General features: G+C 41.5%; 23 protein-coding genes. All 23 read right to left on the bottom strand.

What is annotated here, in order from left to right; translation table 11 throughout:
* Positions 1–7: 7 nt before the first annotated feature.
* The 23 genes from FGS84_RS02770 to FGS84_RS02655 all read right to left on the bottom strand — a co-directional run bounded on the left by FGS84_RS02770 (position 8) and on the right by FGS84_RS02655 (position 22,512).
* Complete coding sequence (locus FGS84_RS02770) at positions 8–376, bottom strand: hypothetical protein (RefSeq protein WP_118177418.1); 369 nt, start codon at positions 374–376, stop codon at positions 8–10.
* A complete protein-coding gene (locus FGS84_RS02765) occupies positions 373–591 on the bottom strand; it encodes a DpnD/PcfM family protein (protein ID WP_118177419.1) in 219 nt (72 codons plus the stop codon). Before FGS84_RS02765 ends, FGS84_RS02770 begins: the two co-directional genes overlap by 4 nt.
* A gap of 27 nt (positions 592–618) precedes the next feature.
* Entirely contained in the window at positions 619–1,515 is an 897-nt protein-coding gene (locus FGS84_RS02760; RefSeq protein ID WP_118177420.1) for a hypothetical protein, read from the bottom strand.
* Between the two features lie 50 nt (positions 1,516–1,565).
* On the bottom strand, positions 1,566–3,497 hold the full coding sequence (locus FGS84_RS02755; RefSeq protein WP_347563770.1) for an NlpC/P60 family protein: 1,932 nt from the start codon (positions 3,495–3,497) through the stop codon (positions 1,566–1,568).
* Between the two features lie 84 nt (positions 3,498–3,581).
* Positions 3,582–5,963: a VirB4-like conjugal transfer ATPase, CD1110 family gene (locus FGS84_RS02750; RefSeq protein ID WP_138304186.1), complete on the bottom strand. Its 2,382-nt coding sequence runs from the start codon at positions 5,961–5,963 to the stop codon at positions 3,582–3,584.
* 92 nt (positions 5,964–6,055) lie between these two features.
* Complete coding sequence (locus FGS84_RS02745; protein ID WP_015516979.1) at positions 6,056–6,568, bottom strand: PrgI family protein; 513 nt, start codon at positions 6,566–6,568, stop codon at positions 6,056–6,058.
* Between the two features lie 12 nt (positions 6,569–6,580).
* Positions 6,581–6,991 carry a DUF4313 domain-containing protein gene (locus tag FGS84_RS02740; RefSeq protein WP_006858871.1) on the bottom strand — a complete coding sequence of 137 codons (411 nt, stop codon included), beginning with the start codon at positions 6,989–6,991 and terminating at the stop codon, positions 6,581–6,583.
* A gap of 12 nt (positions 6,992–7,003) precedes the next feature.
* Positions 7,004–7,846, bottom strand: coding sequence for a hypothetical protein (locus tag FGS84_RS02735; protein WP_118177415.1), 843 nt, complete (start codon positions 7,844–7,846; stop codon positions 7,004–7,006).
* A gap of 52 nt (positions 7,847–7,898) precedes the next feature.
* A complete protein-coding gene (locus tag FGS84_RS02730; RefSeq protein ID WP_040894197.1) occupies positions 7,899–8,279 on the bottom strand; it encodes a hypothetical protein in 381 nt (126 codons plus the stop codon).
* Between the two features lie 266 nt (positions 8,280–8,545).
* Positions 8,546–9,085 (bottom strand): helix-turn-helix domain-containing protein, encoded by a 540-nt coding sequence (locus tag FGS84_RS02725; RefSeq protein ID WP_227701393.1) that lies wholly within the window; start codon positions 9,083–9,085, stop codon positions 8,546–8,548.
* A gap of 123 nt (positions 9,086–9,208) precedes the next feature.
* The gene (locus tag FGS84_RS02720) at positions 9,209–10,867 is read right to left on the bottom strand and encodes a VirD4-like conjugal transfer protein, CD1115 family (RefSeq protein ID WP_138304188.1); all 1,659 of its coding nucleotides are present in this window, start codon (positions 10,865–10,867) and stop codon (positions 9,209–9,211) included.
* A 136-nt stretch (positions 10,868–11,003) separates the two neighbouring features.
* On the bottom strand, positions 11,004–12,827 hold the full coding sequence (gene ltrA, locus FGS84_RS02715; RefSeq protein ID WP_138304190.1) for a group II intron reverse transcriptase/maturase: 1,824 nt from the start codon (positions 12,825–12,827) through the stop codon (positions 11,004–11,006).
* Positions 12,828–13,516: 689 nt separating this feature from the next.
* Entirely contained in the window at positions 13,517–14,083 is a 567-nt protein-coding gene (locus tag FGS84_RS02710) for a type IV secretory system conjugative DNA transfer family protein (protein WP_138304192.1), read from the bottom strand.
* Positions 14,084–14,089: 6 nt separating this feature from the next.
* Positions 14,090–15,208, bottom strand: a complete 1,119-nt coding sequence (locus tag FGS84_RS02705; protein WP_055068873.1) for a PcfB family protein — start codon at positions 15,206–15,208, stop codon at positions 14,090–14,092.
* Entirely contained in the window at positions 15,208–15,612 is a 405-nt protein-coding gene (locus FGS84_RS02700; protein WP_055068874.1) for a hypothetical protein, read from the bottom strand. Before FGS84_RS02700 ends, FGS84_RS02705 begins: the two co-directional genes overlap by 1 nt.
* A gap of 9 nt (positions 15,613–15,621) precedes the next feature.
* Positions 15,622–16,806: a hypothetical protein gene (locus FGS84_RS02695; protein WP_138304194.1), complete on the bottom strand. Its 1,185-nt coding sequence runs from the start codon at positions 16,804–16,806 to the stop codon at positions 15,622–15,624.
* Between the two features lie 29 nt (positions 16,807–16,835).
* Positions 16,836–18,284 carry a relaxase/mobilization nuclease domain-containing protein gene (locus FGS84_RS02690; protein WP_243129816.1) on the bottom strand — a complete coding sequence of 483 codons (1,449 nt, stop codon included), beginning with the start codon at positions 18,282–18,284 and terminating at the stop codon, positions 16,836–16,838.
* A complete protein-coding gene (mobC, locus tag FGS84_RS02685) occupies positions 18,271–18,603 on the bottom strand; it encodes a plasmid mobilization relaxosome protein MobC (protein WP_005340557.1) in 333 nt (110 codons plus the stop codon). The genes FGS84_RS02690 and mobC overlap by 14 nt, the downstream gene beginning before the upstream one ends.
* A 4-nt stretch (positions 18,604–18,607) precedes the next feature.
* Entirely contained in the window at positions 18,608–19,132 is a 525-nt protein-coding gene (locus tag FGS84_RS02680; protein WP_117992291.1) for a multidrug transporter, read from the bottom strand.
* A gap of 391 nt (positions 19,133–19,523) precedes the next feature.
* Complete coding sequence (locus FGS84_RS02670) at positions 19,524–20,501, bottom strand: DUF3991 and TOPRIM domain-containing protein (protein WP_138304198.1); 978 nt, start codon at positions 20,499–20,501, stop codon at positions 19,524–19,526.
* A 4-nt stretch (positions 20,502–20,505) separates the two neighbouring features.
* Complete coding sequence (locus tag FGS84_RS02665; protein WP_004611525.1) at positions 20,506–21,045, bottom strand: JAB domain-containing protein; 540 nt, start codon at positions 21,043–21,045, stop codon at positions 20,506–20,508.
* A gap of 109 nt (positions 21,046–21,154) precedes the next feature.
* Positions 21,155–22,150 carry a DUF5688 family protein gene (locus tag FGS84_RS02660; RefSeq protein ID WP_138304200.1) on the bottom strand — a complete coding sequence of 332 codons (996 nt, stop codon included), beginning with the start codon at positions 22,148–22,150 and terminating at the stop codon, positions 21,155–21,157.
* 14 nt (positions 22,151–22,164) lie between these two features.
* On the bottom strand, positions 22,165–22,512 hold the full coding sequence (locus FGS84_RS02655) for a helix-turn-helix transcriptional regulator (protein WP_138304201.1): 348 nt from the start codon (positions 22,510–22,512) through the stop codon (positions 22,165–22,167).
* Positions 22,513–22,529 lie beyond the last annotated feature (17 nt).

Below are 22,529 nucleotides of genomic sequence, written 5' to 3'. Positions count from 1 at the left end.
TCCTCCTCTACTTAAACATCTCTGCAAACAATCCCTTAAATTGCTTTAACTCATCCTTATCCAGCTCGATTGCAAATTCATTGTCGATTGCCTGTTTTTCGCATTTATCCTTTTTCTTTGCAATCTTACGCACCACACGAAGCAGTACATAGCACTCTTTTGACTTTACAATGCTCTGTTTAAAGGTCAGCTCATCCTCATCGACTGACTTCTGCGTCTGATAGATAATCTCTTTTAACTTATCATTGATACCATCTACTTCCTCAAGGGAAATAATAACGGATGCCTTAGAAGCACCCGATCTGTCCCACTCCTTATGAAGTTCCTTTACTAAAAACTCCATGTTCTTAATTACTGTTGTTGAATCACTTTTCATCTTGCTCTTCCTCCGTTTTCTTTTAATGAAGAAGGGAGCTGACCTTCGCTGATAGGCGCAAAATCAACTCCCTTCATGTCCTCTGCTCCAAGGACTATCTGCTCTGCATAATACATATCCATTGCCTTATTGATGGCATCGTCAATCGACTCTGCCTTTACTTTCTGTACTCGTGAAAGCACTTCTTTTATCTCAACATCAAATTCCTGTTCCATATGATATCGCCTCCTGTAAAAATCTCATCACCGGCTCTTTTCTTCCTTTACCTGTCTTTCCTTAAAGCCCTTATCGTACTTTCCATCTTCCAGCCTGTCGTAAAAACAATCCTCTTCAATCGTTCCGAAATCCTCATACATCTGGTGAAGGAAGTCATTCTGCAGCTTCTTTGGTACATCATCATCCTTTGACATATCCTGATAAAAATAGAACTTCTGCTTTAGCTTTGCCCTGTAATCATAGATATCCTCTATCTTTTCCGGTGTGCCATACTCTCTTTTATATGCCTTGAAATTCGTGGTTGAGAGTGTGGAACCAAGATAAATGCCATGCTCCCACGCTACCCCGATTGTGGTATTATCCTTTGAAGGCTTCTCTTCCTTCGGATAACGCTTATACTCTGTCGCACCAAGGGCGATTGTAAGAGAACCTGACTTCATATCCATCACCACAAGATTTCTTGGTGATAATGCTTCAAGCACCATGTAATCATGGTCATTGAAGTTATGGAATGTCTGTCCCCTTTCAAATAATCTGTCCACACTTTCATAATGCAGGTTAAAATCATCTACCCAGCCCTTATCGGTCATTCCAATCTCCTTAAGCTTTGCAACACATTCAGAAGAACTGGCTTCTTTATCAAACCGGAATTCCTTGGAATCGTTATAAAATCCCTGAAGAAAGTGTCCCAGCTGAATATCATCCAGACAGAATCTCGCAGATACCGTTACATTTGCTGCCCTGTAATACTCTGTGAAGTTATCTGCTTTACCAAGCGTCCTTCCAAGCTGCAACAAATTGTCTGCAAGCTCTGACATGTCATCAACTGCTATAAAACTCTTATAATCATCCAGAGTCATCAGCATATTTGTCTCTGTTCCCCTGTCGTTTTCTGTTACCAGTATCATATCTTTTAAATCCATTCTTACCTCCAGTCTCAGAGAGAGACTATGCCCTCTCTGCAAATTTCCTGTTATGGTCTTCCTATCACAACAATCTTTCCTGTGCTTGCCACATCCCGGTAAACCACACCAAGACTTTCATTAAGTGCCTCTACCACTTTGCCATTTCCGACATATACTGCCACATGGCTGATGTTCTTATATCTTCCATTGCTTGTAAAACTATAAAAGATAAGGTCTCCCGGCTGTAACTCATCAAAGGAGACTGTCTTTCCGGCTTCATCCAGTCCCTGTGCCTCCGCTGCCGCTGTGGTTGCACCGCCGAAACTAATATCCACGCCTGCATCCTTCCATGAATAATAGGCTAAGGAGCTGCAGTCATAATAGTTACCGCTGTCTCTTAAATCCTGACTATAAGGGAAGCCAACTCTGTGAAGTGCATAGGAGCAGACTGTTTTCTGCCTGCTGTCTGTAATTCCACTAAGGATGGCATTGATTTCATCCTCAGTCATGGAGCTTACTCCCGGACTTCCGCCTCCGCCGCCACTTCCGCTTCCGGCATATCCAAGCTGTCCCATAAACTCCGGACTCATGATCTGCTCAAGCATTTCCACCTGATCAGAATTAAATCCATAGACCGAAATCATATCTCTGTACGATTTCAGTGTGACATTCACATACAGAACCGACTTCGTGACAGTAGTTACATTACCGTCTGCATCTGTTTCTTCCACATCCTTTGTTCCTGTGCTTGTGGTGTATGAACACATATCATTTACTACTGCCTGCAGCCAGCCTTTTGAAATGTCATTCATGACTGTTGCAGTATCTCCGATACCATGCTTGACCATATAGACTGCCATGATGTCATAGTAATTGCTTGGGTTTTCTTCCATACCTTCATAATCCACATATACAAGCTCTCCAAGGTCATATCCGGTATGCTCATTCACTTTCGTATTCACATCCCGGTTAAACTCCTGCACATAAGCACTCGTTACTGTCTGCACGGTATCTCCTGATTCAAGTGGTGGCAGAAATAAAGCAAATGGAGAATTGTAAAGGATTGCTATCACCGCTATAACCGGAACAGCAATCATGGCAACTACAAGAACAAGTAACAACAGCACCAATCCGATAATCGGTGCAGCTGCCTTTACCCAGGTAATCGCTTTTCGCACAATCAGATCCTTTACCAGCTTTGCCACGCTATCCGTCTGATTCTCCTGTGCTTTCATCTTATCTAGAAAGAACTTTATCTTCCTGCTCCGGTTGGTCATCTTTTCATCCTTGACCTCTATGGACACACCTGCAGCATATCCGGCTGCCATGCCGATTGCAGTTCCTACTCCCGGTGCAACCGCTGTTCCTGCCGCTGTAGCAGCTGTCTTTGTAGCAGTTTTTGTTGCAACCTTGGCAGTAGTCTTTGCTGTTTCTTTTGCCGTCTCTTTAGCTACAGTCTTGGCAGTATCTTTGGCAGCTTTCTTTGCTGTCTTTTTTGCCAGCTTCTTTCCTGCCTCTACCTTCTTGATACGCTTCTTTGCCTCGGCTGCCGCCTTTTTCCTGAAAAGTGCAGCCCCCTTAGAAGCAGTTCCGGTAACAGGGCGGCTTGCTTCATATGCAAGATATGCTGCCTGCGATACCTCCTGCCCGCCTTCCATCTGCTCTGTTACTGCCCCGGCTGCAAGTGCACCTGTTCTTCCTGCAATGTGAAGATTGGTATTCTTGGTCTTGATTGAAGTTCCTGACTCTCTGATGTTACGCTTAAACTTAGAAAGACCTTTATCCTTAGCCTCCGACTGATGAATGGTACTCTTGCGATAGGACTTCTTTTTATCATCAGATACCTTTGCGCCGATAGTCTTAGGACCTCTCTCTACTGTATAGATGTTGCTGCCTTTAATCTTAGCTCCCTTTGGTTCGTGGGCATGAATCTTGGCTTTCTCCTTGGTGTGAATGATCATCGGCTTGTCATCCACTTTCTTTATCTTCAATGTTCTCACCTTCTTTCTCTCAAAATGCAAAACAGCCACCCAGCTTCCCGGATGGCTATGCTTTGAGGTCGCAAATTGCGACCTCTATCAACATTATTCGACATTGTTCTGCATTTCACGCTTCTTCTGTTCTGCAATCTTCTCATGAATGTTGGTATTATACAGCCTGTACAAATCTGTATCCTTACTAATCTGATTATCAAATGGAATCACCACAGAGCCACACTTGATAAGCCCCATTCCCGATGCGGTATTGGTTACAAATCTAAGCTGTGCCTCTGATACTCCAATAACCTCTGCCATCTTGGAACTGTCTGTATTCGCCTGCTTTAAAAGTGCCACAAACTCTGAGTTTGCAAGCATTGTAGTTGCTGTGTAATTCTGCAACAAATCGACGACATTCTGCGTGATACCGGTACAAAGACCTCCCTGCTTTCTTACCTTCTTCCAGAGCTGCTGCAAGTATTTTGCAGAATACTCGGAATTAAGCAGGACATGGAACTCATCAATATAGAGCCATGTTGCCTTGCCTCGCTTACCATTCTCAACAATTCTGTTCTGAATGGACTCCATCATAACAAGCATTGTGATAGGACTAAGCTCTGTACCTAAGTCCCTGATACCATATACTGTAAATCTGTTATCCACATCCACATTTGTCTGGTGATTGAAGATATTTAGGGAACCATTTACAAAAAGCTCTAGTGACAATGCAATGTCCTTTGCCTCGTCCTCCGGCTGTGCCATAAGGATATCGTAAAAATCACTCATCACCGGGATATACTTCTCTTTGCTTCTTGCAATATCGATATACAGCTTTCTCACACAGCGGTCAATGATTGACTTCTGTCTTGAATTTAAGCTGTCCCCGATACACTGCTCACAAAGTCCAAGCATGAACTCGCCTTTTTCTCTTACCATTCCCTTGGAATCATTCGGATCAAGGCTCCATACATCCATCTCCAGCGGATTCACATAGTTATCCGTGTAAGTAGACATATTTACTACAGTTCCACCATAGGTCTCAGCAATATCAAAGTATTCGTTCATTGGGTCTATGACGATTATCTCATCATCTCCCGACAAGAATACGCTGCCCATCTCCATCTTACAGAAGAAGGATTTACCGGAACCCGGCACTCCGAAAACGAAGCCATTTCCGTTGATAAGTTTCTTTCTGTTGCCGATATTCACATTCTTGCTGATCTGGTTGATACCATAGTAATTGCCTGTGCTGTCATTAAGCTCCTGCACATTGAATGGCATAAGCACCGCAAGTGACTGGGTAAGAAGGGTACGCATTGTCTCCACCTGTCTTACACCAATCGGAAGCGCTGTGTTGATTGCCTCCCTCTGCTTTAAGTAGTGTGTATCAATCGTGCAGCTGTTACGCTTTCCGATAGTCTCCACAGTCTCACATACACTCTCAAGCTCCTTCTTGCTTTCTGCCATAAGAATAATGGTAACTCCTACGAAGAAAAGGCACTGGTCATTCTCACGGACATCATCCATGATTTCCTCAATCTCCTTTTTCTCCGTTCTCTTTGCATATGAGATTTCCGTAGAAAAATCGTTATTCTTATTGCGGACTCTCTGCTGCTTAATGATATCCGACTCAATACCAAGGTATTTCTTCTGAAGCACCTTTGTAGTCAAATCCTTTGGCACAGGCACCACATCAATGCTCGTGATGGAATGAACCGGAAGGGAAGTAATCTCATTGATGAATCTGTCTGATAAACTGCTCGGATACTTTTTGATAAAAAGTGCCTTGCAGAATTTACTCTCATCCTCAAAATGGTCCGGGAAATATTTCACCATTCCATTACATAGATCATTTCTAAAATCTGCCCCGACCTTCTTAGCCTTTTTGATATTAAAATCAAAGCTGCCCTCATCTCCAAGATGATAATAGTCATAGAGCACTTTCAGTCTCTCATTGCCATTAAGTGGTACAATCTCTGCACCAAGCTCAATGAAAGCCTTGTGTATCGTTGCCTCAAGAGTTGCAAACTGTGCCTTTGCCTCCTCGAAGTTCTTTCTCTCAATCGTGATCGTCAGGTATCTCTCCTGCTCAATCCCCTGTCTGCCCTCAATAATCTTCTCTTCAATGATGTCATTGTAGATACTTCTATAATTATTGAAGCCATCGTTTTTCTCAGCAATCAGAACCTTATCACGGAGTTCATCCATGTTTTTGTTCTTATTGTTGATCGTAATCTTATAATTACAGTCCAGCGAATTTAAGAACTTACAGTATCTCTCGAAAATACCGATCTGCTCATCCTCGGTTGCTGTCGTGTAATTGATGTCCTGAAAGCGGTAGCATTTGGAATACTTATTTTTGCTTACTTCAAAAATGCCGTTTTCAGCCACCGCCATAATCTCTATGGTTTCCTGAATGGATTTAGGTGTCTTATACAAAGGCTCACTCGCCTTTTTCAGTAACTTAAATCCGTCTGTAAATAAACCCATGTCTCTAACCTCGCTTTCTTATAATGAAAGCCCGCCGGGAACTTCACCCTGCGGGCTGTGTTCCCGACCTTGCGGTCAGATACTATTCGTTTCTAATGCATTGCCTTATATGCTGCAATGCCTGCTACTGCCGCCACAATGACTGCGACAAGTCCAAGCAGCATGTTTCTCGTCTTTTTCTTCATTGCTTCAAACTCCTCCTGCTTCTTTACAGCCGAATCAGCTGTTACAGTCTCCGGTTCAGCCTTTCTGCCTTTCTTCTTTACCTGTTCATTCTGCTCTACTTCTAACTGCTTTATTGCAGGCTCTCCTTCTGTTGATACATAGGTAAGTGCCTTGTTTCCAAACATAAAATGCAGTTTCTTTCCCATATACTCGTAGAAATTCATCCCGTTAAAGGAATAGAATCCGCCAAGTGCAATCGGTGCCACACAGGGAATTGCCACATAAGCAGAACCCGTAAGACCGATATACTTGTAAAGAAGAAGGACGATACCGCCACCGACTACTACGCTTGCAATAGAAAATATAAGCTGCCTTGCAGTAAGTCCCATCGCAACCGATTCCTGATAGCGGTCAATATCCTTGTTTACTTCGATTACCATTGTCCCTGCCTCCTATCTTGATAAATCCTTTGTCTCCGGCTTTCTTGTCATTCCAATATTCGCCTCATACTTATCCATTCCATCCGGACACAGTTCTCTAAGCTTATCTACATTGAACAGATAAAGCGGATATTCGCAGAAACCACTCCTTTGCGTAAATCCTGTAAACTCTCCAAGGTCGTTATCTGTAATAAACTTTTCAATATCCGGCATGTCATTCACATTCAGATATCCGCAGTAATTTGGTGCTGCAACCGACAAATTCACAGTCACATCCCCAAAAGGTTCCTCATATCCATCTTCATTACACATAAGACCAATAAACATTGCCCTGTTATTCATATACTGCTGGATATCAAATGTCACCTGCGTTTCTCCGGTTATACTTGAATTATAAGTAACCTGTTTCTTTTCATTATCCATTTCTACCTCCTTCTATAATCCAAATGCCTTGCTTGTAAGTGTCTGTGCACCCTTCACGCTTCCAACAGTCATTGCTATCGTAAATGTCATTTCACACAGATATATAAGCGTCTGTGCCCAGTCAGCATAACTTCCTGTAAATGCCGGAAGCCCTGCATTGATAAATGCATTACATACCACAATCGCAAGTGCCATCGTTACTGCCTCAAACGCACACGAAAGAAAATATTTGCAGTAGGTAGCCATTGTATGACTGACCATTCTGTTTCCTGCCATCGTGGAGCAGGCAATCGCACCGAGCGGCACAATAATCAGTATCTTTAAGAACCTGAAATACACTGTGTAAATGATGAAAAATCCACAGATAATAATGATGATTGCAAGCAAAGCTGTAAGTATCAGCATTACTAGACTTTCACCAAATCCAAGTTCCTTAATGATATCTGCCTGTGTACTGTCAATAGCAAGCTGTGTCGTTGTCCCGGCAGATATAAGTCCTACCAGATTTCCTATGGAAGTAAAAAACGCTTTCATGATCGTGACATTATTTGCAACAAACCATTCTGCAAGTCCCAGTCGGATAAGCATACGAAATATAGACTCAAACCTCATCTCATCTTTTACATCTATGCTTTCCGAGCAGAAACCGATAACAAAGAACAGCACAACGAGGGATGAACCGACCGCTACAAAGACCGGCTCAATACCCTCAATAACTGCCCAAGGACCTCCGCCCTTGAAACTGACCGGTGACTGTCCAAGCATTGCAAAGACCAGGGATATCTGATTGTTCCAAAACCCAAACACCGCCTCAAGAAGTGCAAGGATCTTGTCTCCAAGCTTAAAAATATCCATACTTGTTATTCACCTCTTTCCTTTTACTAAAAGGGGAACTTTTTCCCCCATCTTAGAAGCCTAAGAATGTCAGTACTGTTGAAATACCAGCCATCATGACACCTGCTACAATTCCTTTCAGTGCAGAGTTCATGGTAGATGAATCCTGCTGCTGGTAGGCTTGTGCGAACTCCATAACATTCTTTGCAAGAATAATGACACCAACCGCACCAATGACTGCAATGATAAGTGTCTTTAAATTCTCAAGCGGCTGTGTTACTGCGGAAGTACCTGTACCTGCTGCAAAACAGGTAGTGCTCATAAGCATCACTCCCATAAGTGCTCCGGATAATGCCGGAACGAATCTCTTTTTTAAGTGAATGAATCTACTCTTCATGCCTTTCTCCTCCATCTGATTGTTGTTTGTTGTTGAAATAACCTGTTCTTTTCTCATGTTGTTTAATCTCCTTTTTTGAAGTGACAGAAGCGGAAAAAGCCAGAAAGGAATACACATATTCCAATCCGGCTAGCTTTCCGAACGGAATATATGCATTCCTTTCTGTCCTGTTGATAGTTACTCTATGATAATCAGGCAATGCCTGTTGTACTGGTTAATCGGGCTTTCCCCGATGCGTTTTTGCTGTGACCATCTCCTTTCAAGGTATGAAAAAAAGCACCTTAACCATATGGCTAAAGTGCTAATTTACTCTCAAATTTGCTTTATTCTAAAAGCATTCCATCAATTATTGCAAACTTTGTCTTAAATATAGATCTATTCTGGCAATATCGTAATATGACATCCTGTACATAAGGTCTTGTACAATAACTGTCTACCACAATCTGTTTATCTTCCTCTTTCTCTATCCTCTTAAATATGCCTTTTGCATTCCAATCCGTCTTTACAGCATCTACTAAATCATTACTCATCTCAAGATGTGATAAAATCGTGGAATTCAACTCGGTTTCTTTAATTTCAGATATTTGTCCATAGTCATTAAGTTGCTTCAATTCTCTCTTAATTGCCTCCGTGTAACTTGTCATATTATTATCTCCTATCAATAAGTATTCAGGTGTTACATCTAGTGCCTTTGCTAGTTGTAAAAGATTATACGCACTTGGCTCTTCATTGAGTCTACCTTGTTCATAACGTCGTATACTCTGAACAGATATATTTGTTATCTTACCCAGCTCTTCCTGTGTATAGTTTCGTATATTACGCAACTCTTTTAATCTATCTGCAAAAGTCTTTTCCGTATTCATCCTGTACCTCCAATATAAAATAATTTCTGTCTTTTGTAACTGCTCACATGTTAGTAGTCCAATAAGCTGAAGCATACCATGTGAGCAAATTATATCATATACTCTGTAATATATCTAAAAACATTACTGCTTCTTTCGATATGAACTCATCTTCTCCACAGTAACCTCCGGATAAAAGTAAGTAAGAATCGTTGCCTTCGGAACTCCTGCCGCAAGTGCCTTCTTCACTTCCTCTTTCTGCTCCGGTGTATATGACCAGTGCAGCATTCGGTTTGTGATTGTATCCTCCCACTTAGGCTTTTCCCTCTCAGGATTCCTTACAGGCTTAGTACCAGCACTTCCATTAGAAGAGTTAGCACATTCTGTAGTATCAGACTTCTGTGACTCATCGACATACTCAAGCTCATTTGCCTGCTCCCTGTCAATCTTTGCTTTCTGCTCTGCCTCATCCTGCATGGAGAATCTTCTGCTTAACTCCGCATCACCAAGCATCATAAACTGCTCATAGGTAAGAGAATCTATATACACATTCTCGCCCTTATCCCTCAGCTTTTCATAATACTTAACTGCCTTGTCTGAAAGAATCTCAAATGGCGGACCGATAAGATTATCTGCTCCTCTTATCTGATGAACATAAGGCTCTCCCTTGCCATCTGCTGTCTGGTTAAACATCGGATGATTGAATGGTATGAACTTATTATCCATGATAGGATCAAATCCTCTAATAAAGATAATGCACTTTTTGTTATCTAGTTTTCGGACTTCATCCGGTGTGAAAAGTTCTCGACCTAAAACATCATAATTTCTTGAAGAGCTTCCCTGTCTGCCCTTTGTCTCTCCACTTGACTTCTTATCAATCGTGCCTTTTCCAAGCAGCTCTGACACATACTTGTGCGTACTCTGCTCGTTTCCACCGAGATAGATGAAAGTATCGCAGTTGCCGGGAATTGTCTCCCAGGTATCTTTGAAAAGTGCCTTTAACTGGGCAAAGTTCTGAATGATAATAATACTTGAAATCTCACGGCTTCGCATTGTCGATAACAGGGAACAGAAGTCATCGGGCAATGCGACATTCGCAAATTCATCTAACATAAATGTCACATGGATTGGCAGCCTTCCACCACAATTAAAGTCTGCCTGATAGTACAATTCCTGAAATATCTGCGTATAAAGCATACCGATAATAAAGTTATAAGATTTGTCACTATCCGGGATTACACAAAAGAGTGCTGTCTTTGTCTCCCCATCTCCGTTTACACCAATACCGATATCGGACAGATTAAGCTCATCTTTGGAGAGTAATCGTAAAACCTGCTTATTTTCAAGAAATGCAAGTCTTGAGTTGGCACTGATGATAATGGAACGGACGGTATCTCCTGCACCTCTCATACATTTGTTGTACTGCTTGACTGCCAGATGATTGGCTCCGAGTGGGGAACTTTCCTCTAAAAACTTCATACGCACATCCAGCTTTGATGCCTTCCCCTGCTCTGTAACCTCTGCCTCTCCAAGAAGTTTAAGTACTGTCTCAAAGTTTCTCTTTGCCGGCTGTACCTCCAGCCACACATAATAAAAGATAGCCTGTAAGAACAATCCTTCCGCTTTTTCCCAAAACGGATCACTTGGTGTCGCTCCCTTTGGTGTCGTATTGCTGATAAGGTTTGTAATCAGCTTGACCACATCTGTTTCCTCTCTGATATAGGAAAATGGATTGTAACAGTCTGATTTATCCATCTCTAACAGATTAATGACTTTCAGGTTATATCCGTTATTTTTTAACATCTGCCCGCAGCTTCTAAGGATTTATAGCGATAGGTAAAGCTTTGATGTTATCTCCACCTTTTCCCCCGCTCTACACCGTACGTGAAACTTTCGCTTCATACGGCGTGCCATCGTGCTTTTGTAAATCATAGATTATCTATATTGATTGGTAACCATAGTTACGTCTGATTTTGTTCAGTCTATTTCTTTTTGATTCTTCTAGCTTCAGCTTTGCTAATTGGATTTTTGCTTCATTGATGTTGTCATTGAATATCAAATTAAAAACTCTTGGTTCTACAAATGCGATATTTCCATGCTTATTCGTTCCACCTTGAATCAGTGGTATTTTCCTTATGCATTTCATATCATTGGCATTTAATTTCTGACCTGTTATATAACAATTCCCTTGTTGAACTACAAATGCAGATATACGATTATCATTAAATTCAACAGATTCATTGGGGTCTCTGCCTCTTGCAAGTGCTTCAAATTCTAATTCAGTAACTTTTTCCAGATTGCTATGAATTTTCTCTCTTCCTTTAGCTGTGTAATTCGTTGTGTCTTGTGAGAAATTCATAGGACTTTTGTGACGTACCGCCGTAATAGGCAGTAATGTCTGTGAACCTATTTTTACAATCTTTGTTTCATCTCTGATTCCAGTTGCCTTTCGCTGAAATTCGATATCTGTTTCCCTAAATGGGACTGTTTTACTGATATCTCTTAGACGTATTCTAATGGTCGGTAAAAGAGCGTAACTCACATCCGTTAAGTTGTTATAAACATTTGTTGCAATACTGTAATAATTCTGTATACCTCTCACCGCTGAATTATAATTCTCTATGGCTATATATGAGGTATGCTTTTGGATGTTAATAATCTTAGCTTTCAGGTTAGTTTTGGCTTTCCTGATTGCCTTGTCGCTCATATCTGTTTTTGCAATAAATCCGTATCTTGTTTTCCCTTTTGGTACAACCTTAATCTTGAATCCTAAATATGTTGACGAGTTTTTCTTCATATTGATTACTTTGGATTTCTCTGGGCTGACATCTAGCTTCAACCTTGTTTTCAAGAAATCAACTGTAGCATAATACCATCTTTGAGCTTCATCATATGTCCTGCACATAATTTTAAAATCATCTGCATATCTGACTATGAATCCATCTTTTAAATTGGTGTAATTTCTTGCATAAGAATAAAAACTCTTTTTGGATTTGAATCTTTTTGGTTGGTATGTTTCCCATTGGTCACTTACCCACCAATCCAATTCATTCAACACTATCAAAGACAGTAGCGGACTAATAATGCCACCTTGTGGCGTTCCTTTCGTCGGAATTCCTTCTCCCTCTATCTCTGATTTTAGGATTTTGCTGATAATACAAATCAGCCTTTTATCTCTGATACCTAATGTCCATATCTGTTTTAATAACTTTCCGTGGTCAACGTTGTCGAAAAATCCTTTTATATCAACATCAACGCAATAGTAATGACGAAACATATTAACCATACTCACAGCTCTGCTAATTGCATGGTCTGCTCCTCTGTTAGGACGGAATCCATAGGAATGATTATGGAACTTTGGTTCACATATTGGCTCTAACACTTGCAGAATGCATTGTTGGACTAGCCTATCCCATATACAAGGAATTCCTAGAGGTCGCTTTTTATCACTACCTGGCTTTGGAATGAACACTCTTCTTACTGATTTTGGTTTAAAATCATCTAACATAGTTCTAACTGTATCAATGACTTCCTTATCTGTAAGAGTTTTAATATCTTCAATGGTTTTCCCATCAGTTCCAGCAGTATTACTACCACTGTTTGTTTTCAGATTACGATATGCTAAACGAATATTTTCTTCTGAACCGATAATCTCTAGTAACTTGTAAAAATTGTTACCATTTTTGCTAGCTGCGTATAGGGAATCGAATACTTTTTGCATATCATAGTATTCGTTATAACGTAGCTTGGCTTTCTTTAGCATGGTCTATATCCTCCAATCTAGGAGTGAGTACATCTCTTAGTCTTACACGAACCCATACCAATTCGATTTTGATTTACTAATTACACGACTAGAGGTCTTCCCTCCACCACTTATTATCATGGCTTCATAGGTACCATACCTCCGCTTTCACTGACATAATCTCCCTTATATCACTTGCGTGATTTTCCCGTTCGATACGCTTCACAGAAAGTAAATTCTCCACGTTGTCAGCTTCCAACGTTCCGAACACATTATCTTTAACATATTACCCTTAGGTTTCTTCTATGAGCCTGCTAGCTTGCCATTGCCTTTAACAATGCATGGACTTTCATAAAGGCGGAGTCTTACTCACCCACACTAGCGACACTATTTGTGTCACTATGCATTTCTACATAGTCCCGATATAGACCCGTACATTCGAAGATTCGTCAGAAGAGTTTGTCTGCTCCCCATTCTAACCATAGATAACTTATAGACCTCCGGCATATCAGACACACCGCCCACCTCTGGGTAGCTTTCGTCAGCCTAACTGTTACGGTGCCTTTCTGCCGACTTCACCGAGCTTCTTACATTTCAATGTTTACTCATTTTCATGCAAGTCGGAGGATTAAGGATGCCTTTCGAGGCGTTACCCTGTCATTCGACAATTCATGTGTTCAGTTCTCCAGTTGAACTGAATTCTATATAATTTATAATTCAGCGCAAACTGTGCCATTGCTTTTCACAACGGAACGTTGCGCACCTCCCTTTGGATCGGTACAGATAAAGGAACAGTTATGCGGCATCTGCATCAGATTCGGCTTTACTTCATAAAATGTTTTTCCTGCTCCGGAACCACCACAGATAAGGATATTTCCATTGAGCTTGAGTCTCCTGAAATCCAGCGACATCTTCACATTCTGGCTGAGTATCCGGTTGAAATTTTCATCCTTATCTGCAAGTATCTTGTTGACCTGCTTCGGATTTTCAAATCTTGCCGTACCAAATTCCTTACCGGGCATATAGTTTCTCTGACTGGTATAATACATGACAATAGCCATCGCATAGATACCTAATGCAATGGCTACTGCTTTTACTGTATTGGAATTGTAATAGTTGGCAAAGGGAACAGCACATACCTCATTGAATCTGTCCATAAATTCATTAAAGGCAATCCCTTCCGTCCACGCACCATTTATCAGATAACCAAGATACCCGGCTAACACTGCACCCACAAGAATGAATATCAGTGAAGGCTTTTTCTTTGTTGTCTGCATGGGCTGCTACCTCGCTTTCTTCGTGGTAACAGTTTTCTTCTGTGCTGTCTTTTTCTGCTGCTTCTGTACTTTCTCGTAACGCTCCCTGACAGATGACTCCACCTTGTCATAGTGAGTATAAAGCTCGGTTCCTTTCTGAGTTGTCACCACACGATTCTGCTCATCGTAAAGCTTATAATCCTTGGTTGAATCAAGGAAGGTAAGCATTGTCTTTCCACCATGAATCTCCATGATGTTTTCCTTACGGAGCCATACATATTTTGCCTCTTCTCCCCATGTGCCGGGAACTCTGGTCTTAACAGCATGGTCATTCTCTTCTATAATCAGCTTCTTGCTGATAGTCACATCTGACAGGTTCGCATTCTTTGATGCCGCAACCGCCCTCATTCTCTCAGCAAGGTCCTGATAGCCTCTGACACGGTTGATAAATGCATCCTTGTCCATCATGACTGTATGGGTGCCATCCTCATTCTTACTGCCAAGCACACCGATTGTCTCAAGCTGTCTGATAACACTTTCAGCCTGCTCACCATTGATACTGAAATTCTCCTTGACCTGATCCACACTGATAGCTTTCTTTTCCATTGCAAACATTCCGACCTTTTCGATCAGTCCGTCAATGGCAGAATTTACCTTATCCCCTTCTATCGTGTGGCTTTTCTCGTTTCCCTGCTGTTTCTTCAAAAAATCCATCAGCTTGCCAAGGGATTTTTCATCTCCATTCTTCAGATAATCGTCAAATGTGGCAATCTTGCCAAACTTGAGTTTCTGTATCATCATATTCACACGTGGAACTGCCTCTGTATGAAAGATTACCTCACTCAGTCCGTCTTTCCTGTTGCAGTCCGGAAGTACTGAATAGAGTATTCCATACTTCTTTGCCATCTTTTCAACCTTTTTCATATCTTCGGTATTAAACTGTAACACCTGTAAATCGCCACCTTTTAAGATCAGCTTTCTCATGGATGTCTTGCCAAGTGACTTTTCATAATCAAGCATCCCTTTTAAGAAATCTATTGCCTTCTGCATGGCAGCAATGCCGCCGCTTCCTACCTTCATGGCAATCTCAATGCCATCATAAGCTACACGGATGATCTGCACCGCTTCCTGAATCTCTTCTGCCATTATCGCACCTCCACTTTCTCTCTGACTGTTGTTTTAAGCGTTTCTGTCTCTGTAGTACGGATTTCCTCGGCTGATACATCAATACCATAAGCAGTCAAAATATCTGCCAGATGATTGATTGCTTTCTCCTCCTCGACACGATACATTTCAAGTGCCACAAGCAGGTTTTCCACCTGTTCCACCCATGCAGGCTTCATATCATATTTAGCCCTGTATGTGACCATAATCTCGTCCGACTCAGCCTTATCCGCTGAATGTGCCAAAGCTTCAATAAGAGAAATCGTGTCTTCCTTGCTGCCGCTTCTGAATGCGAACTGGACAACAAAGTTTTTCTCTTCCTCTGTAAATTGATGCTCCACACCATTCATCTCTGTTACTGCTTCATTTACTACTGCTAAATTCATAAGTTCCTCCTAATCTGCCATGCTGTTTTCAAGCACAGCAATCTCAATGATCTCCTTCATCTTTTCCGCTGAAATGTTGTTGTTTATAAGCTCTACAAGCTGTGACTCAGTAAGTCCCTTTTCTATTGCACTCTTAATCTGCACAAGCTGCGCCGGAACAAGGTCTCCCGATGCAACCAGCTTTACAATGTCTGCCCTTGACTTTTTCTTAAATGACAGTCTTGCAAAAAGGCTCACCACTCCGCTGTTGTTGCTCTTTCTCACACTTCTCTCAATCGGAAGTCTCTGCACCACATTTCCAGTACCATCAACTACCGGAATCTGATAATAGACCGGAATCCCGTTTGCCACAGCCTGCATATTCTGAGGAACTGCAACTGTATCAACCATCTTTTTATCTGCCTGTGATACGGACTGGCTTTCCTGCGGCTCTGCCTTACTTTCTGCTTCTTTTTTATTCTCTGTGGCAACACTTATGATCTTATCTTCCAATGACTCTATTCTGTCTCCCATACGCTTCATCTCCTTATCCTTTTTCTCAATATCATCCCTGAGTCTTGCAATCGTACTGCTTGCCTTATTCAGTTCATTCTGCTGACTGTTGATAAGAGCATCCTTATCCTGATTCTCCTTGACCAGACGCTCCCTGACTTCCTCGTCATCTTTGGACGTTTCTATTTCAGAAAGCTTCTTATTCAAGGCATCATACCTTTCATTCTGATGATTTATCTTTGCAACCACTTCATCCATCTGAGAAATAAGTGCTTTCACATACTCAGACTCTTCCGGAATCTGTTTCTTGACTTTATTCAGCTGTTCCAGAACTTCCTCATATAATCGTCGCATGGTAATAGGTTTTTCCCCTTTGTCCATAACCTCCTTAATTGTCTGAACAGGTACACCCTTTTCATAAAATTCAAGGGACACCTGCATCTGATGAACCGAATACTTGGTATTCTTGATAATATCAATCACATCTTTTGGAACATCCTTGTGCAGACATTCCGATAAAATCTTCATCTGTTCAATGTCGTATGACTTATTGAGATAAAGGCTGATCTCCTCCTCTTTCAGTCCATATTCATAATCACTTTTTACAAGAGCAATCGTATCTTCACTAAAATGCTTATTTCGGAGAAGCTGCAATTTTTTCTCGATTGCTATCGCACTAAGCGGTTCTCTGTTTTCTTCCATATATGCCTCCTAACTACTAAAAAAACAGCCTAACGTTCTGGCTGCTCTTTCCTGTCTCGTATTGTCTCTTTGTTGTACTGTGCATCTTTTCCATCTGATACGCTGTCTGGAATAAGACTCTTCCATATAGATTTACCAATATTCAACTCTTTGAATACTGCCCTTTCTTTTGCACATGCTTTGGAATACTCCTCTTTATAATGTTTACGCAGTGCTTCCACCTCTTCAAGGTTATATCCCTGTGATAAAAGCTTCTGTTTCAAAGTTTCCCATTGCAGATGCTCATCCGTAAAAAATTCATCTCCCTGGAGGAAAGACTTCTCAGCAGGTTCTAACTCTTTCATATCATCTGCTATATCAAAAAGTTCTCGACTTCTCTCCCTAGCCTTATAAATGCGGCTTTTCTCTGCTGAAACTTCTTTTCTTTTATCTGTCAATGAGCTGATTACACTGACAAGCTCCTCTGCTGAATGAATGTCATGATTTACAAGGAACAAATACTCCTCCTGCAGTTTATGCATCTTACGGATATCATCCTTATACTTCCATACCTGACTGTATGGCTTCTTTTTCAGCTTTCCTATCCGGTATAGCTTTGCATAGTATCTCTTTTGAAGCCCCGACATCTTTGCCCTTCGGTATCTTCTCACCTTACACTTACAAAGAACCGGTTGTACTTCTTTCTGCTGTTCCCGGTAAAATGAAATATCCTCTTTTTCTATCCTTTCCCGGATTACCTCATCAGAATACATGTCACCTAATGTCTTACATCTGCGAAATCTCGTCATTCCTTGTGGCTTTACCGCCAGATACTTTCCCTGCTTGACCTCATATCCTTTGTCAGATAACAGCTCCAGAAACTGCTCATAATTTCCTGCCTGCAGTATGCAGGAATCCAGGTCTCTCTTAATCATATCTGCCCATACAAAACTGCCTTCACGATATTCGCTCCAGTCCTTATAGCTTTCATGCTCTTTTTCCTTACTGCCATCATCAACATCAATGATCGAAAGACCATATTCCTGACACAGCTTATTCGTGATTGGCTGGATATACTTTGCCCAGTCTCCTTTTTCATAGCGATACTTTTTCCCATCCACAAAACTCACACTGTTAAATACAATGTGTGAATGAACATGTGCTGTATTATCATGCACCACATATACTGCCTCATATGATTTTCCAAGATACTCTTCCACGAATCTGCGGGTTATCTCAAATGCCGTATCAGGATTCACTTCATCTTCCTTAAATGAGAGAATGATATGATATCCCTGCCTTTTATCAACTTTTCCAAACTTCCGTTTTGTAGCTTTCATCTGTTCAAAAGCAGAATCGACCTGACAGTTGATTGCACCAACGAGCCTTCCATCCTGTGTTTTCTCCGGATTCATCACATAATCAAGAGATCTCTTCAGATGTTTTCCGTGAAAATGCCCACCACAATCCTTCATATTAAGGATTTTACTGATTGCCAATCTTTACCACCGCCTCATCTACCTTCTGATTCAGTTTTCGCATATAAGCTATCAGCTGTGTCTTATCTTCCTTGGAATACAGCCCGGCATTATTGTTAAATACTATCTGGTTGATATTTATTCCAATTCTGTTGACTTCATTAATGAGTTCCTTCAGAATCTTCCTTACTTCCGGATAATCATTTGGTTTCTGACTGATAAGAAGACGGATATACTCAGCCTCATTCATTCCATTATCACATGCCTTTTTTGCAAGCATCTTGGCTTCCTCTGGCATTAGTCTTAGTGTTTTCCTAATACAATGAACTTTATCTGCCATAGACTCACCTTCCTCTCTTACCCGTACTATAACCCTTAATTCCTTCTGCAACTGTCACCGCAGCTTTTTCCAAATCATCCCTGCTACTTAGATGGCTAATGAATGATTCCACCAAAGCAGCCGCCATTTCATCAATCTCCTTTGCATAACAGGTCTTTTCAAACAACCTGTCCAGCCTCTTTTCATCTGCTTTCAAACTGTCATACTTATCCTGAAACTCACTGTAATCTTTAAAATCCTTTGGATCATTCCTGTGTGCATCAGCATCAAGTATCAGTTCATAGTTCCATTCACAAACAGTATCTATAACATCATCTATCGGGTATGGTTCAATTTCACCATTCTCCTCAGCTACATCCTGTCTGTACATCTTCCCATCAGAATCTATGCCAATAGCATAATCATGACCTTCCATATAGTTAAGCAATATTGCAGCATCTTCTATCGAAGGGTTAAGTAAGATATCAAATGTGTCTGCCCAGGCAATCAGTTCTTCTGGTTTTGAAAATAGCGTAACTTCTGCATCCATTGCTTCCTTGCACCTCCTTATCCGTGTTTAGTAAATATTCACCAAAGCTCCAGTCTCCAGTTAGTCCCCGGCGACTGCTAGATACGCATTAGAGACATCTCTGTCCTAATGCCATCTAGTTAGGGAGAAAATCTCCCTAAAACCCTCTGTTTATGAAAGTGGGGGCGCTTTTTGCCCCCACTTTGCTACTTTGGGGGCGCTTTCTGCCCCCACTTTGCTATTTTGGGGGCGCTTTCTGCCCCCACTTTTATATTTACTTTCGTCCGGATTTTGTCGTGTCCAAATTGTGGGGGCACTTTTTGCCCCCACTTTGACATTTTGGGGGCGCTTTCTGCCCCCACTTTGCTGTTTTGGGGGCGCTTTCTGCCCCCACACATCAAAATCCGATTTCTCATGCCCTGACTGGTTCATCTGCTCTCTGATTCATCTTGTTCAGATTAAGCTTTGCCGCTACAAGCCACTCGTTGTAATCCTTATATCCGGCAGGTGGCGGACAGTCTTCTACCTCATATCCAAGCTCATAATACTTTCTCATAAGTTCAGCTGCTGCTTTTCTCCCCGGCTCATCTCCATCAAGGCAGAACCGGATTGAAGTAATCTGCGGATGTTCCCGAAGAAAAGTCTCAAGTGGGGCATCTGCAAGCATCCCAAGTGCCAGTTTATTCGATTCGTAATCTGTGAAAATATCCACATAACTCATAAGGTCGATTGCAGCCTCAAATACTACAAGCTCTGTACTGTTTTCATTTACCACATTAAATCCATAGTTCTTATCATTGCCTATGACATCACACTTGAATGGCTTGCCCTGCTTATCAAACACTCCACGCATACTTGCAAACCTTGTCACTCCATTCTTATCGTTTCCCTTGAAAACAACATTATGGTAATGCCTGCTCTCATAAATCAGTCTTTCTTTTAAAAACAGATCTATGACTGCCCTGCTGATTCCTCTCTCCTGATTCAGATATGAAATAAGATAGGAATTATCTCCTGCCGGTCCTGGTAGTACAAACGGCTTTCTCTCATCAGCCTGCTTTTTCGCTACCTGATGAACAAGAGGCTGCTTTACAGGCTTCTCAATTCTTCTGTACCCTGCAAAATCTAAAAGCCAGAACACAGCCTCTTTTACACTCATTCCACAAAATACCCGTAAGAAATCTATCTGTGAGCCGCCATTGTTGCCTTTGTCAAACTGCCTTGACCATCTGTACCAATGGCTTCTGTTATAGATACGGATGGAATCCATCTCCTTTAAAGTGTGGTATTTGCCAATCCTCTTTACTGTATACCCAAGGCTTTCAGCAACTGCACACAGGTCAACACTCTTTGCTATGGCAAGCTCTTCATCCGTAAATCTTCCATCCATGCTTTCACCTTGCCTTTCCCTGCTCTGCTACAAGCGGTGACTTGATATCAAGTGTCCGATAATCAGTGCTCAGGGTAATCTTAGGATTATCAATCATGCCTTTTTCCCTGAAACTGAAAAATTCACGATTGTCTCCACCAACTATGATATGGTCAATGAGCGGTATTCCCATCAACTCACACAGCTTGTTCATGCGGTCCGTCATCATCGTGTCTGCCTTGCTTGGGAATACGTTCCCGGATGGATGACAATGAATTAACATCATGCTTGCAGCATTGCTTAAGATACTTGATTTAAACAGTTCTCTCGGATGTGCCATTGCCTCATTTAAAGAGCCGACACTTGCAAAATGCACATTGATAGGTTTCAAATCTGACCTTAGATTGACCACACACACTACTTCCCTGTCAAACTGGCACATACAGTCTCCCATGACAGCAGCTATATCCGCCGGATTGTTAAAGGTGTGCTCCGAATAAATCGGAGCATCCTTTACAAGTCTTACCGAAACCACATCGAGCTTGAAGTCATTCTTCTTTGGCATCAGACACCGCCTCCTCTCCAAACTCGACACGGATAACAAAGTCACCTTTCTGGCTGTTTATGAGAGCAATGAGTTCTTCCATTGTAAGTTCCTGCTCCATAACTGCCTCCTATCTAGACTTTTCCTTCGCATCATATACAAGGGGAGGTTCTGCAACGATACCATCAAGCCTCTTGTTCGGTGTATCAGTTGCAAGGGTGAGTTTTCTTAAATCCTTATCATAGTGATATACCTGATTGGAAAGTCTCTCGTCCAAAGACACCTCCTGCATATTTACCTCGACTACCATCTGTGCAAGCATCTCAGGGCTTCCCATATCTGAAGATACTGCAATAACCTCATGCACGCTCGAAGGGAGAATATAAAGGTCACTCTCTAAACTCTCTGCCAGCTCATGAAGCTCATTCTCATAAAGCATGGATGCTGCACCATTGATACCCTTTTCATTGGAAATCACCCACATCGTCTGTTCCGGTGGGATCTCAGATATCATCATCTCTGCAATCTCCTGTGGCATCCCATCCCTTGCGAACATTTCTCTTATAATGTCATTCATGCTACGAACGACAGGCGGGAAGAGTCTTCTCGTGTTTTCCGCTGCACACTTAAAGAGCTGTTCCTCACTCATTCCAAGTCTTTTTGCAAATTCATTTGTAATTTTTGAACTCTGCACCGCATCCTTATCGGCACTGATAATCACCTTGTACACAATAGAAAGATCCTGGAACTCCCTGTGAGGCACCTGTTCCAAAAATGTTTTATTCTGCTCTGTATTGATGAGCTGGAATACAATCTTCTCGTTTGCATCCCTGATAATGCTGTCCACATCAACAACCGGAGCCTGCTCATATGCCCTTTCCATAAAGTCACATGCAGCCATAAGTGTTTCCTCAAGATCACTACAGTCCTGATACTTCTTATACATGTCATTGATATAAATCGTAGGCGAAATATTCCTTCCTTCTTCTCTTAAGATGATGCCATCAAGAGTCACATTCACCTTTTCCACGGGTTCTGCCACAAGCTCCATTCCTTTGAACTTCTCTGGCATATAATCCATAAACTTTTCTTTTACTACTTCCTTAAAAATCTCGTAATTCATCATATTACGGTTCCTCCTTAATCTAAATTGTCATATAAAATTCCTTCATCATCGGGATTATTGTGTTCTCTGTAACTGTTGTCTTCTTCGATTCCCCTATCAAAAATGGTATGAGATTTTCTTTTCTTTCTGTAATAATTCTTGAGAAACATGCACTTTCTACAGTTCTCACAGAATAATTCTTCTGGCGGAATACCAAGTGCCTTTGCAATCCTGTTCAACGTTCCCGTCTTTGGAACTCTTGAACCATTTTCGTATTGGGCAATTCTTACATCACCTCTATTTTCAAAACCACTTTTCTCGCCCAGTTCCCTGAGTGTCATTTTTTGTCGTTTTCTGTAATATCTGATTCTTTCTCCTACCACTGCTTGTCCTCCAAATC

The organism is Clostridium sp. 1001271st1 H5 (genome assembly GCF_005845215.1).
Taxonomy (GTDB): domain Bacteria; phylum Bacillota; class Clostridia; order Lachnospirales; family Lachnospiraceae; genus Enterocloster.
This window is presented reverse-complemented; position numbering and strand designations above follow the sequence as displayed.